Here is a 13087-nt window from a genome sequence, read left to right as displayed (position 1 = left end):
TCATGAGAAAACTATGGTTTACCGCTGCGGTTCTGGCCGCCGGTCTGGTGCTGACTGCCTGTAACAAGCTGACCAGCTACAGCATCAGCGAGCAGCAGATCAATACCTACCTGGATAAGCACAGCCAGTTTGAAAAACAGATCGGGGTCCCCGGCCTGGTCGATGCCCGCATCACGCTGGATCAGCTCAGCAGCCAGATTGGCCGCAGCGAGCCCAACACCATTACGCTGAGCGGCCATGCCAACGTTGCCATCAGCTCCATTCTGGGCCCCCAGCAGAGCGAACTGCAGCTGACGCTGCGCGCCAAGCCGGTATACCAGCGCGATGAGGGCGCCATCTATCTGCGCGATTTAACGCTGGTGGACTATAAGGTGCAGCCGGAAAAAATGGAGACGCTGATGAAGGCGCTGGCGCCTTACCTGAACCAGTCCCTGCGCAGCTATTTTGATCAGCAGCCGGCCTATGTGCTCAATCCGGAGAACAGCAAGACCGAAGCCATCGCCCGTAAGCTGGCCAAGGGGCTGGAGGTCAAGCCCGGTGAGCTGGTGATCCCGCTGACCGACTGATCTTACGCCGTACGGCGTTGCACCCTGCGATAAAACGGCGCCCTGCGGCGCCGTTTTTTTTCACTCGCCCCGGTGACGCCGGGGGATATCGAGGCCCCCGTCAGGCAGCGCCGCCGTCCGCGTCGCTCGCCGTTCCCTCTTCGTCCTCAGCCAGATCGTCGCGCAGCGCCTGCAGCGCCTCACGAGTCAGCTCCGCCAGCGTACGGTAAAACGGCGTGCGCGCATGGGCCTCGACCTTGCCCAGGAACTGGGCGGCCCACGGCATCAAATACACATCGAACAGGCTGGCCTGGGCCAACACCTCGTCACGCTGCCCCTGATCCTCCAGCCACGAGGCCGCCAGCAGCAGCTGGCCAAAGCTATCCGCCGCCCCGGCCCCCAGCGGCATACCACGCTGCAGCAGAAAGTCGCGCACCTGCGACTCCTCAGCATCCGCCACGTAGGCGCTGCGCTGGGTCGCCACCGCCCCTTCGGCGGCGAACAGCCCCTGGTAATCCTGCGCCAGCGCGCCGCGATCGCCTGCGCCGGCCTGCAAGCGCGCCAGCAGGGCATCCTGCTCCAGCGGCCAGTACTGCTGCAGCTGGTTATTCTGTAGCAGGGTAAACAGCGGATCCAGCAGGGGATCCTGAGGCTGTCGGGCAAACAGAGAGCCTAGCAGGCGACACACTATAGAAAAATCGTTCATATCCGTTCCTGACCAATAGCGCAAAAGTGACATTGTCACTAATGCGCATTACCAATCGGCAAATTCAGGGATCGCCGGTCTGCCCCGCCGCTGCAAAAAGTTCAGCACACGCCGCGGTGAGGCATTCAGCACCCGCTCCGGCGGGAAGTTTACCTCATTCAGCACCCGGATACAGTGGCTAAAGTTCCCCATATCAAACGCGATATGGGCATCCGAGCCCAGGGAGAGCCAGCCGCCGGCATCGCGCACCGCCGCCGCGATCGCCCGGCAGTTATCGGCGCTGCCCGCGCGCGAGTGGCTAAACGAGGAGTTATTCAGCTCCAGCGCCACGCCATGCTCGGCGGCAGCGCGGGCCACCGCGGGAATATCCAGCGGATACTTGGGATTGCCGGGGTGCGAAATAATATCCGCCTCGCCGCGGGCGATCGTCGCCAGCAGCGCCTCGGTATGAAACGCGCGATCGACCGGCGCCAGCACCGGCTCATGAAAGCCGGCAATGACCACGTCCATCTCAACCAGCATCCGCCCATGGCAGTCGATATCGCCCTGGCGGTTCTTGATGTTCGCCTCGATCCCGCGCAGTATGCCAACGCCGTTTACCGTCCGCGGCCAGACGCGCATATTCATAAAGTGCCAGGGGTGCGGGGCATCGGCCATATCGGGGCCATGATCGGTAATCGCAAACAGGCGCAGGCCGCGCGCGGCCGCCTGAGCGATATAGTCATGCAGCGTGCTGTAGGCATGGGTACTGGCCACGGTATGCATATGTAAATCGACAGAATACATAAACCTCTCACCTCTCCTGGAATCTGCGTCGGGCCGCCTCGGCGGCGCCCCCTCGGCGGCGTTTCGTAACGGGTCGTGGCATCGACGCCCTGTTCGGCGGCGAGACAGGATAATACTCTAACAAAGATCCCGCACAGGTTCAGCCACCGCCGCGCGGGGTGTCCCGGCGTAATGCTAAACGCGCCGTGACCAATCTCCGCCTAGCCAGGATAGGCAGGATAGGCAGGATAGGCAGGATAGGCAGGATAGGCAGGATAGGCAGGATAGGCAGGATAGGCAGGATAGGCAGGATAGGCAGGATAGGCAGGATAGGCAGGATAGGCAGGATAGACGTTAGCATCCAATCCATTACATTAATCACGATATAATGCCATCCCTAACCGCTTATTGAAAAAATTGTCACTGTATGATTTTTGCTTTACCATGCGCCTCTTGAAATAGTCCTATTGGTCGCCGCCCGTTGCCCTAGGCGGCTCGCCAGGATTACTGTCTTTATCAGGAGCGTGGGATGGTTCTGGAAAGGACTTTACGCAGAGCCGTAGCCGGTCTGTTTGTTATTTTATTTATCAGCTCCGGCGCCTTGGTTATTTATAGCAGCGCGCGCGAATGGCAGAATATGCGTCTGGTAACCTCTGCCATTGTCAATGGTATTTCAAAAAGTCAGCTGGACAACGACAACCGCAATATCCAACGACGCAGTAAAATTATTGAATATGTCTCTAAAAAAGGCAGCCAGATCCCCGATCTGTTTGCCGTCGCCCGCGATTTGCACTGGGGTAACAGCGTCTATCTGCTGGATGGCGAGCACCTACGATTGCTGGATGACAGCGCCCATGACTGGCTCTCTGACGACAAGAAGCAGCGGCTGATTGCGCAGATGCGCGGACACCAGCAGCGTCAATGGTATGGCCATCTGGATCGGGGCGAAACCGTGCTGCCCTATCTGAAATATACCACCGGTGACGGCAAGGTCATGGTATTCCTTCTGGATATTTATGGTCTGGAAAAGGTATTAGATCAACACAGCGCCACCACCCCGATTTATCTTTATCTGTTTGACGACGACAATAAACTCATCGCCCGCTCAGCCAATGCGCCACAGCTGCTGCCGGACAGCATCCGCGGTGAAAATCTGTGGCGTAACAGACCATTGGAAATAAAGGTAATCCAGCAGAACGAATTGCTTAACGGGAAAAAGGCAACGCTGGTGGGCTATATCCCCGTCATCTATCTGTTAAAGCTGATTGGATTTAACCTGCTCTATTTTATTCTGTCATTTGGCTGCGCTATCTTTTTTCTGAGCTACTTTTATAAAAAAATCAAGCGTGAAATCGAGCGCGAGCGCGAGGAGTTTCTCTCCGGTAAAACGCCGTCGCGGCAAAACGGTCTCTTTTTTAATGACGCCGTCAAGCGGCGCGTCGAGCTAGACAAAAAGGCGCTGCTGCGCGATCCGCTGACCAAGCTGTATAACCGGCGCAAGTATGATTATGACATCGCCCAGCGCCTCTATCAGCAGCAGCCCTTTTACCTGCTGCTGCTGGATCTGGATGCCTTTGGCCAGGTAAACGATGAGCAGGGACAGGATGAGGGGGATCGCCTGCTGGCCCAGTTGGCGGCGGCCTTTGCCCGCCGTCAGGAGGGCTGGCGCTTTTACCGCATCGGCGGCGATGAGTTTGCCGCTCTGCTCGATAAAAAACGCGTGCCGGACATCGACACGCTGACGCAGTGCTGCCGTGCGCTATTGGCCGAGGCCGAACGCTACGGCGCACGCCTTAGCATCGGGGCCAGCGACAGCGACGAGGCCAGCGAGCTGCTGGTGCTAAAGACCCTGGCGGACAATCGGCTGTATATCAGCAAGCACCGGGGAAAACACTGCGTTACCCTGCCGCCCCGGCGCACGGAGGGCACGCCCTCCTCCCCTGCGCCGGCGCAGGCGGATCAGTAGCCGCGCGCGACGTCGACCACCCCTTCTGGGCGCCGCCCTGCCTCGATCGCATGAATATTGTCGGCGATATAGTCCATCGCCACCTGTGGCAGGGTGATCGCCGCGATATGCGGCGTTATGGTCACCCGCGGATGCTGCCAGAACGGGTGATCCGCCGCCAGCGGCTCCTGAGCGAAGACATCCAGCGTCGCCGCCGCCACCTGACCGTTCCCCAGCGCCGCCAGCAGCGCATCCTGATCCAGATGCACCCCGCGGGCCAGATTGATGATATAGGCGCCGGCATTCATCTGGGCAAACAGGCGCTGATTCAGCATGCCCTCGGTCTGCGGCGTGTTCGGCAGCAGGTTGATCAGCAGCTGCAGCCCCTGCAAAAAGGCGGGCAACTGCTCGCTGCCGTAAAAGCTTTGCACCTGCGGATAGTCCTTCACCGTGCGGCTCCAGCAGCGCACCGGCACACCAAAGGAGGCCAGGCGACGCGCCACTCTCCCCCCCAGGACGCCGGCGCCGAGCACCCCCACGGTAAACGCGCTGGCCTCATGGGGCGCCAGATAACGCCAGATCCCCTGACGCTGTTGCAGCTCATACTCATCAAAGCGGCGGAAATAACGCATCACCGCTGCGACGGCGTACTCCTCCATCTGCTGAGCCATGCCGGTGTCCTCCAGGCGCACCAGCGGCACCCCCGCCGGCAAAATGCCGGGGTGTGCGCGCGCCTGGGCCAGAATGGCATCCACGCCGGCGCCAAGGGCAAATATGGCCCGCAGTCCCTGGCGCTGGGCCAGCATCTCATAGGGGGGTTGCCAGACCAGCGCATAGTCGGCGGGCTTATCATCGCCCGGCTGCCACTGACGGATATGGGCCTGCGGAAGACGCTGGCGCATACCGTCAAGCCAGGTCTGAGCAGTGAAAAAAGGATGGTAGTAGATGATCTCCATGACGGCCTCCTGATCGTGTTGACGACGCTCTCCGCCGTTTTCCCCGCGGATAAAAAAACGGCGAATACCCTTTTGTCAGGATCTCCGCCGTCTGTCAACGTCAAGCGCCATTATTGCCTATCGCTCAGGCCGTTGACCTCTTGCTGTAGGCAATCAGCCGACGCAGCAACGGCACCAGCAGCACCAGGATCACCCCGGTGGCGATAGAGCCCCATCCCAACGCATTAAACACCGCGCTGTAGCCCGGGTTGGTTTCCAGCGGCGTATTGCCGCTGTTTTGCGGCATCAGCCCGGAGACATAGCCCGCCAGCACGGAGGCGACCCCGGTCACCATCATCCAGCACCCCATCATCATTCCTTGCAGACGGGCGGGAGCCAGCTTGCCTATCATGGCATAGCCGATCGGCGAGATCAGCAGCTCGCCCAGGCTTTGCAGCAGATAGCTGATGGCGATCCATTTAAACGCGACCAGCCCATCGGCACCGGCCAGCGAAATCCCCAGCGGCAGCACCAGCATGCCCAGCCCCATGCAAAACAGCGAGGCGGCAAACTGGGAGGGGATATCGATGCGCAGGCCGATACCGCGCAGATACTTAAACAGCCAGGCCATCAGCGGACCGCCGATGACGATCACCAGCGTATTGATATTCTGGATCCACTGGGGCGCGACCCGCCAGCCATAGACGTTCAGATCGATGTTGTGCTCAGAGAACAGCATTAGCCCCATCGGCGCCAGCTGATACAGCGACCAGAAGACCAGCGATCCCAGCGCCAGGATCAGGTAGGCCACCATGCGGCGACGCTCATCCGCCTGGCGGTGACGCGCCGTCATCGCGCACAGCAGCACGAAAACCAGGATCCCCAGCAGGATCACAAAGTTACTGCTGAAATCAGCGTGAGTCAGCAGGATACGCAGCACCGGCACCAGCGCCACCAGGATCAGCAGTCCCACCAGCATTCGCCGATAAAAGGCACGGCCGCGGATCTGACGCAGCGGCGTATTGATGTCGGCCAGAATACGCCAGCGGGACAAGGTCACCACGATCGCCACCGCATTGCCCAACGTGGCAAACAGGAACAGCGCCCGATAGTTTTCCGTCAGCTGGAAATACCCCGCCACGGAAAAACCGATGAAGAAGCCCAGGTTCATCCCGGCATAGTTCCATAAAAACGCACTTTCCCGTCGATTATCGTCCGGCGCAAAACGCTGGGTCAGCATCATATTGATACAGGTCACGTTCAGCCCGCTGCCGGTCAGAAACATCGCCAGCCCCCAATACAGGCCGGTCACGCCCATCTCGGCAATCAGATAACAGCCGATCACCTGCAGCACCATCCCCAGCACAAACAGGTTACGGTTACTGAGACAGCGCCCGCCCAAATAGCCGCCGAACAGGTGCAGGCCATAGTTAAAGGCGCCAAAGATCCCCATCATGGCGTTAGCCTGCGTCTCGCTGAATCCGAGACGTTTCGTGGCATACAGCACCAGGGTGGAATAGAGCACGGCAAAGCCGAGCGTGGCAAACGTTTGAATAAAAAACAGAGCGCCGGTTCCCGATGGGACGGCACCTGGGTGAGAGGGGGTGGTTGAAGCGCTCACCGCTTTTCTCCTTGAACGAAAGGGCTGGTTACGACTCATCCTGAGAACTTCCCGGTGTTGTGCCGGTCGGCCTTTGTTGTTGTTCCATACCGTTTGTGTAGGCCGCATTCACATTTAGCGGGATAAACGACCAAAAGACCAGCCTTAATCTTAATTAATTACCTGTTTAGCTATTATTTAAGCAATTTATAAGCGTAACTATTCACTTTTACCCATACTTTGTGCTGTTTAATTCGGAATAGGCATGGCCCCCTGCGCCTGCCGCCCGCCATTGCTCCTCCCCGCTAGGCGCCGCCTCCGCCAGCGATTACAATGGCGCCTTCACCTACCTTCGATAAGGCGATCCATGCGACTCTCCTCCCTGCTCCGCGGCGCCGCGGCGCTGTGCCTGGCGTTAACCCTCAACACCCATGCCGCCGCTACGCCCTGGGACACCCACCTGCAGCGCGCGCGCGGTGAGACCGTCTACTTCAACGCCTGGGGCGGCAGCCCACAGGTCAATGACTACCTGGGCTGGGCAGCCCAACAGGTTAAGCAACGCTACGGCATCAATCTGGTGCAGGTTAAGGTGAGCGACATCGCCGAAACCGTCGGCCGTATTCGGGCGGAGCAAGCCGCCGGCAACCTTGAGCGCGGCAGCGTGGATCTGCTCTGGATCAACGGAAAAAACTTTACTGCGATGAAGCGCGCGGGCCTGCTGTATGGCCCCTTCGCCGAACAATTGCCCAACTGGCGCTGGGTAAACCTATCGCTGCCGGTGCGCAGCGACTTCACCGTCGCCACCGAGGGCTATGAGGCGCCCTGGGGCGTCGGTCAGTTGGTGCTGCTCCGCGATGCCGCCGCGCTGCCGACGCCACCGGCCGATCCTCAGGCCCTGCTGACATATGCCCGACAGCATCCTGGCCGGGTGACCTACCCGCGACCGCCGCAGTTTCACGGCAGCAGCTTTCTAAAAAGTATCCTGATGCAGCTCAATCCGACGCTGCCGCTGAGTCAGCCCGTGGATCCACAGACCTTTGCCCGCGATAGCGCTCCGCTGTGGGCCTGGCTGGATCAGATCCACCCCTCTCTGTGGCGCCAGGGACGCGTATTCCCGACCAGCGATGCCCAGCAGCTACAGCTGTTCAATGACGGCGCCCTCGATCTGGCCATCAGCTTCAACCCCGGCATGGCTCCCGCGGCGATTGCCGCCGGAGAGGTGCCGCCCGATACCCAGGCGTATGCCTTTAAGGCCGGCGCCCTGAGCAACGTGCACTTTCTGGCGATCCCCTTCAACGCCCCGGCCAAAGACGCCGCGCAGGTGGTCATTAACTTCCTGCTCTCGCCCGAGGCGCAGGCGCGTAAGGCCGACGGCCGAATCTGGGGCGATCCGACCATTGTGGACGTTGCCCGCCTGCCGCCTGAGCAACGGCGCACCTTTGGCAAGGCGCCCACGCTGTTCCACGCGCTGGCCGAACCGCACCCCTCGTGGCAGGAGGCGCTGGATGCCGAGTGGCAAAAACGTTACGGGCACTGACTGAGCTCCGGCGCCGCCGATGCTGCAAATTACGCCGCCGAATGCGGCGTAATTCACCAATTTGTTGAATGTTTAGCTAAACGGTTGGTTTTACGAAAAAAGAGTATTGACGCCGCGACGGCTTTTCCCTACATTAGCGCCCATCGCAGCGCACTGCGCAACAGCGAAAACAATTTGGTGAGGTGTCCGAGTGGTTGAAGGAGCACGCCTGGAAAGTGTGTATACGTGAAAACGTATCAAGGGTTCGAATCCCTTCCTCACCGCCAGATTCTAGAAAGCCCGGCCTATGGCCGGGCTTTTTGCTTTTTCGTGATGACCGACCTAGCGGCCGCGTTCCCTCTCGCTCAGCCTTCACATCGCCGCCTTGAATGCGTCATCGAGGGCCACGCTCTCACCTTTAACGTCGCGCCATCTCGCTCCGGGAGTGGGGTCGCCTCTCGTATTCGCTCGTTAGCGAATCAAGCAGGCGGTCAGTGTCTGATGACTCACCGGCGCCATCGTCCTCCGGAGAGGGTAAGCTCCGCGAGCTCATCGCCCGCGGATCCTGCTTACTCATAGCGTGCGCAGAAGGCGCTAAGCGCACCGGCTAAGCCCGCCGGATTCTCCCAGGCCATCGCGTGGCCGCACTGCGCCACGGTAATACACGTCGTCCCTAAGGATTGTAGCCGTGAAAAATCCGCATCGGGCAGCGACGCCTCACCGAAGATCAACCCGGTTGGCCCCATCATTCGCAGGAATAGCGCTAACCAGGCGTTTCCGGCGATCAGGCTAGCCGCCGAGCGCCAAACCGCCCACGGCGCGGCGACCGCGAGGCTGCCCGCCCAGGTGCTATCCTCGCTCGCCACGAAAGCAGAGTGCCCCGATACAATATAATCCTGCTGGGTACTCGCATAGATTTTCTGACTAAACAGGCCGCCGCCAGGATGAAAATTCGGCTCAGAGACGATCAGTCCGCGAACCCCCGCCGCCGCCTCGGCAGCACTCTCGATGGCAATGCTTCCCCCCATGCTGTGTCCATAGATGAAATAATCGCGCAACCCGATAGCCCGAATGACCTCGTTAACCACGAGGGCCTGCTCCCTGATGGTGTACCCATACTCCCACGGCTTGTCGCTATACCCGTAGCCGGGCAAGTCGATCAGAATAGCGGCTCTGCGTCTAAAATGAGGATCGCCAACCACGCGAGGATAGTCATACGATGCGGCACATCCCAGGCCGTGTATAAACACCACGGGTATCCCCTCCCCCGGCAAGATCAGCCAACGTACCCGGCAGCGCGCAACTGTTGAATAGCACGATGATAGCAAAAGCTCCTCCTCATTCGAGCTCTACGATACCGCTTGCTACCTCGCCACATAGATATCAGTGCTTCACTATAGCGGGATAGCACAACGTCGATATTCGCTTGGGCTGACCCCGACTCGTTTGCGGAAAACACGGGAAAAATAGAGCTGGTCATCATAACCGACCTGTTGACCAATCACCGCGACCGTTAGCGGCGTCGTCTGCAACAACAGCTTCGCGCGGGTGATGCGCTGATCCTCACGCCAACGCACAATGCTCACACCGACTTGCTGGCGAAATAGATGTGCTAAGCGCGAAGATGACAAAAAGACCTGCTCGGCCAACGCCTCAATGGAGATCTCCACCGCCAGATTCTCGTTCAGTAACTGGCATGCCTGTTGAACCCGCAGATCGAGCGTCGGTCGATCCGCCTGAGAGAAGATCTCGTAGCAACGAATCAGCAGACGCTCCAACAGATTCATCGCCAGTTGCTCCGACATCGGCCTTATCGCTTGATGAGTTTCTGCTATCGAGATGAACAGATCTTCAAACTCACGCAATAGTGCTCCCTGGCCAAGACTAAGTCGCCCAACCTGCCCCGTCATCCAGGGCCATTTTAGCCAATCAATCCAGTAGGCTCGAGGGCGAAAGTAGACCCAACGATGGTACCAGTCGTGTGAAGCTGGTGCCCGACCATAATCATGCGCGATACCCGGAGGAAACAGCAGTAACTCACCCGGCATCACATCAAAATGTTGCTCACCACTGACGATGTGCCCCTTACCACGGATGGTTAGATTGATAATATATCCCTTCATTCCGTGAGGGCGGTCGATCATAAAGTCGAGCGGACTCCCCTGTTCGATAGGCGTTAACCCAGAAACCAGGAAAATATCGAAGTCATAGCCGGGTAGCAGTGGATTGAGCTGCTGCGGCTTGTCGTGAGGTGTTACCGCCATAACTGTCGACATCCCCATCAAAAAATCGGATTCACAGCGCTTTATTGTAAGAATCCTCCCCCCTACCGCTATGCATCCTCCCTGCTAAGGCACGAAAACCCGTGCCAGCTCACAGCGTAACCCCCATTCAGAATGCAATGGCATTCGATAGCCCCCGCCACTCACCGTTCATCTTCGCGTAGTCGGTGGCGACGGAGCGTAACCGATGCGCCCCTCGCCCCTTAGCCTCATCTTAGATAAGCGTTCAGCCACCAAGCAAGCAAGCAGGGAGGTAGAATGGCCTAGAGCCGTGCCTTGCGTACTTGTTTGTAACGGTCGAAGAGTACCGCCGCCAACAAGATCACGCCACGCACCACATATTGAGCAAACGGAGAGATATTGAGGAGATTCATCGCATTCTCCATCACCCCTAAGATCAATACCCCGGCAATAACGTAGGAGATCTTACCGATCCCCCCCTTCATCGAGACGCCCCCAAGAACACAAGCCGAGATCACCACCAACTCAAAGCCGATCGAGGTCATCGGCTGACCTGAAGTCATGCGCGAAGCAAGGATGATCCCCGCCAGTGCGGCAATCATGCCGGTCATGGTGAAGATGATAATCTTAGTACGTACCACATGAACTCCGGCGAGGCGGGCCGCCTCCTCGTTTCCCCCCATCGCCAAGGTATTACGACCAAAGGTCGTCTTGTTCAGCAACAAGCCAAACAACACAAAACTGATAGCGGTTAACCAGATCGGTGTTGGGATCCCAAACAAGGCCGAGTTTCCCAGCTCGAAGAAGCCCTCTTCAGCGATACCGACCGCTTTACCATCGGAGATAATGTACCCCATACCGCGTGCAATCTGCATGGTTGCTAACGTCGTGATCAGCGCGTTGATCTTAAACCTCGCAACGACAATGCCATTGATCAAACCGAATAGCAGGCCAACCGCCAGACCGGCCAAAATACCGATGGTAATGCTTTCCGTGAGATTAATAGCCACCGCACAACTCACTCCCGAGCAAGCGACCACTGAACCAACCGACATGTCGAACTCGCCGGAGGCTAAGCAAAATAACATACCACAGGCCACCATGCCGGACATCGATACGGCGAGTCCTAGTCCCTTCATATTGATCCAACTGGCAAAGTTAGGTACCAACCCACAGGCCAATAAGAACAGGATCACAAAGATTACCAGCATGCCATACTGATCCCAGATGCGTGCTAATGAGCGGCGGTAACGCGCCATGCCCGCAGGAGCCTGCTGGGCGGCGGCCGTGTTGCTTGTATCCATGGTTTATTCCTCACGTCTGGAGTTAGCGAGTCGGCATGGCCAGCGTCAGAACACCAGCCTCCGTCGCCTGCTGATGGGAAAACGTACCGGCGATCAGACCATCACGCATCACGAGGATACGATCGGCTACCCCCAAGACCTCAGGCAGCTCGCTCGACACCACCACCACGGCAATACCGGCGGCGGCCAGGTTGTAAATCACACGATAGATTTCATTCTTGGCTCCGACATCGATCCCGCGAGTTGGCTCATCCAGCAGGATCACCTTCATCTCCTCGGATAGCCAACGCCCCAAGATCACTTTCTGCTGGTTCCCGCCGGAGAGATGCATCACGGCTTGCTGGGCGGAGGGGGTTTTTACCCGCATCTCCACGATCCGTTGTTGCGCATTCTCCCGCTCCCAACGCCGATTAACCCAGAATCCGCCCCATGCCTTACGACGCCGGGCGCTGATATTAATGTTCTCCTGTACCGAGTGAATGGGAATAATGCCTAGCGCTTTACGATCCTCGGTACAAAGCATGATGCCGCTGGCGATAGCATCAATCGGATTACGGATGCGCACCGGTGCCCCATGCACACAGATCTCGCCAGCGCGTGGCCTCTCCGCACCAAAGATCAGCTTCATCAGCTCGCTACGCCCCGCGCCAACCAGACCGAAGATACCCAGAATCTCACCGCGTCTTACCGAGAATGAAAGCGGCATCGCCACTCCCGGCCCCTCAATATCCTTGACCTCTAGTCCCCATTCGCCTAATGGACGTGGACGATAGTCATAAATATCCGTTAACTCACGTCCGACCATGGTCTTAACCAGCTCATCTCGCGACACCCCCGCCAGCGTGGGGAAGGTACGAACATAGCGACCATCCTTGAATACTGTGATGGCATCGCAGAGATCAAAGATTTCATCCATGCGATGCGAAACATAGAGGATAACCTTACCCTCATCACGCAATTGGCGGATCACTCGGAATAGCTGTGCGATCTCACGCGTCGAGAGGCTACTGGTCGGCTCATCGAAAGCAATCACCTTGGCATCACGCGTCAACGCCTTAGCAATCTCCACCATCTGCCATTGCCCTAGAGAAAGGTATTTCAACGGTGTCTGCGGTGCGATATCCATACCGAGACGCGCTAACTGGCGTGCGGCATCGTGCTCAAGGCGGCTCTTATTGATGACACCATGCCGGGTTGGCAATTGACCCAGATAGATATTCTCCGCCACCGTCATCTCCGGCACCAGGTGCAGCTCCTGATAGATGATGGCGATACCGTGATCCAACGCCTCCTGAGTCGTATGAAAGATATGCTCCTCACCTCCTAGCCGTATCCCTCCACTGGTTGGCCGTTGAAAACCGCTCAGAATTTTCAGTAATGTCGACTTACCCGCCCCATTCTCGCCCATTAGGGCATGTACCGACCCTTGATGACAGTCGAACGTAATATCTTGCAAAGCTTGTACTCCGGGAAACGCCTTGCTGATACCACAGAACTGTAAATAGGCTACTGCATGCTCCATAACCGC

The 13087-nt window shown here is 58.2% G+C and carries 12 protein-coding genes and 1 tRNA gene; 5 read left to right on the top strand and 8 right to left on the bottom strand.

Annotated features, from left to right (window positions below; translation table 11 throughout):
* The first annotated feature begins 2 nt into the window (after positions 1-2).
* Positions 3-566 carry a lipoprotein gene (locus tag ETEE_RS15485; protein WP_034165171.1) on the top strand — a complete coding sequence of 188 codons (564 nt, stop codon included), beginning with the start codon at positions 3-5 and terminating at the stop codon, positions 564-566.
* A gap of 100 nt (positions 567-666) precedes the next feature.
* Here the strand turns inward: ETEE_RS15485 and ETEE_RS15480 are convergent, their stop codons facing one another.
* Together ETEE_RS15480 and ETEE_RS15475 are read right to left on the bottom strand one after the other, a co-directional pair.
* Complete coding sequence (locus ETEE_RS15480; RefSeq protein WP_034165170.1) at positions 667-1251, bottom strand: TorD/DmsD family molecular chaperone; 585 nt, start codon at positions 1249-1251, stop codon at positions 667-669.
* A gap of 48 nt (positions 1252-1299) precedes the next feature.
* Positions 1300-2037, bottom strand: coding sequence for a phosphatase (locus ETEE_RS15475; protein WP_034165169.1), 738 nt, complete (start codon positions 2035-2037; stop codon positions 1300-1302).
* Positions 2038-2222: 185 nt separating this feature from the next.
* Between ETEE_RS15475 and ETEE_RS22020 the strand changes: the two genes are divergently transcribed.
* Both ETEE_RS22020 and ETEE_RS15465 read left to right on the top strand, forming a co-directional pair.
* Entirely contained in the window at positions 2223-2405 is a 183-nt protein-coding gene (locus ETEE_RS22020) for a hypothetical protein (protein WP_227625189.1), read from the top strand.
* A 248-nt stretch (positions 2406-2653) separates the two neighbouring features.
* Positions 2654-3982, top strand: a complete 1329-nt coding sequence (locus ETEE_RS15465; protein WP_225865167.1) for a GGDEF domain-containing protein — start codon at positions 2654-2656, stop codon at positions 3980-3982.
* Here the strand turns inward: ETEE_RS15465 and ghrA are convergent.
* Together ghrA and ETEE_RS15455 are read right to left on the bottom strand one after the other, a co-directional pair.
* Complete coding sequence (gene ghrA, locus ETEE_RS15460) at positions 3976-4917, bottom strand: glyoxylate/hydroxypyruvate reductase GhrA (protein ID WP_034165167.1); 942 nt, start codon at positions 4915-4917, stop codon at positions 3976-3978. The two genes, ETEE_RS15465 and ghrA, sit on opposite strands and share 7 nt — an antisense overlap.
* Positions 4918-5041: 124 nt before the next feature.
* Positions 5042-6517, bottom strand: a complete 1476-nt coding sequence (locus ETEE_RS15455) for a peptide MFS transporter (protein WP_034165166.1) — start codon at positions 6515-6517, stop codon at positions 5042-5044.
* 346 nt (positions 6518-6863) lie between these two features.
* Here ETEE_RS15455 and ETEE_RS15450 point away from each other — a divergent pair, with 346 nt between their 5' ends.
* The gene (locus tag ETEE_RS15450) at positions 6864-8033 is read left to right on the top strand and encodes an ABC transporter substrate-binding protein (RefSeq protein ID WP_034165165.1); all 1170 of its coding nucleotides are present in this window, start codon (positions 6864-6866) and stop codon (positions 8031-8033) included.
* A gap of 176 nt (positions 8034-8209) precedes the next feature.
* A tRNA-Ser gene (locus ETEE_RS15445) sits at positions 8210-8299 on the top strand.
* A 282-nt stretch (positions 8300-8581) separates the two neighbouring features.
* Here the strand turns inward: ETEE_RS15445 and ETEE_RS15440 are convergent.
* The 4 genes from ETEE_RS15440 to araG all read right to left on the bottom strand — a co-directional run bounded on the left by ETEE_RS15440 (position 8582) and on the right by araG (position 13081).
* Positions 8582-9340, bottom strand: coding sequence for an alpha/beta fold hydrolase (locus ETEE_RS15440; RefSeq protein ID WP_034165948.1), 759 nt, complete (start codon positions 9338-9340; stop codon positions 8582-8584).
* A 66-nt stretch (positions 9341-9406) separates the two neighbouring features.
* Entirely contained in the window at positions 9407-10276 is an 870-nt protein-coding gene (araC, locus tag ETEE_RS15435) for an arabinose operon transcriptional regulator AraC (RefSeq protein WP_045427030.1), read from the bottom strand.
* A 281-nt stretch (positions 10277-10557) separates the two neighbouring features.
* Entirely contained in the window at positions 10558-11559 is a 1002-nt protein-coding gene (gene araH / locus ETEE_RS15430) for an L-arabinose ABC transporter permease AraH (RefSeq protein WP_034165949.1), read from the bottom strand.
* Between the two features lie 22 nt (positions 11560-11581).
* Positions 11582-13081 (bottom strand): L-arabinose ABC transporter ATP-binding protein AraG, encoded by a 1500-nt coding sequence (gene araG, locus ETEE_RS15425; protein ID WP_034165950.1) that lies wholly within the window; start codon positions 13079-13081, stop codon positions 11582-11584.
* Positions 13082-13087: the final 6 nt, after the last annotated feature.

The sequence above is a fragment of the Edwardsiella anguillarum ET080813 genome (assembly GCF_000264765.2).
GTDB lineage: Bacteria > Pseudomonadota > Gammaproteobacteria > Enterobacterales > Enterobacteriaceae > Edwardsiella > Edwardsiella anguillarum.
This window is presented reverse-complemented; position numbering and strand designations above follow the sequence as displayed.

Bases quoted from the DNA above. Each gene is read 5' to 3' on its own strand.
- araH (WP_034165949.1), bottom strand. From the start codon at position 11,559: ATGGATACAAGCAACACGGCCGCCGCCCAGCAGGCTCCTGCGGGCATG.
- ETEE_RS15450 (WP_034165165.1), top strand. From the start codon at position 6,864: ATGCGACTCTCCTCCCTGCTCCGCGGCGCCGCGGCGCTGTGCCTGGCG.
- ETEE_RS15475 (WP_034165169.1), bottom strand. From the start codon at position 2,037: ATGTATTCTGTCGATTTACATATGCATACCGTGGCCAGTACCCATGCC.
- ETEE_RS15465 (WP_225865167.1), top strand. From the start codon at position 2,654: ATGCGTCTGGTAACCTCTGCCATTGTCAATGGTATTTCAAAAAGTCAG.
- ETEE_RS15485 (WP_034165171.1), top strand. From the start codon at position 3: ATGAGAAAACTATGGTTTACCGCTGCGGTTCTGGCCGCCGGTCTGGTG.
- araG (WP_034165950.1), bottom strand. From the start codon at position 13,081: ATGGAGCATGCAGTAGCCTATTTACAGTTCTGTGGTATCAGCAAGGCG.
- araC (WP_045427030.1), bottom strand. From the start codon at position 10,276: ATGGCGGTAACACCTCACGACAAGCCGCAGCAGCTCAATCCACTGCTA.
- ghrA (WP_034165167.1), bottom strand. From the start codon at position 4,917: ATGGAGATCATCTACTACCATCCTTTTTTCACTGCTCAGACCTGGCTT.
- ETEE_RS15480 (WP_034165170.1), bottom strand. From the start codon at position 1,251: ATGAACGATTTTTCTATAGTGTGTCGCCTGCTAGGCTCTCTGTTTGCC.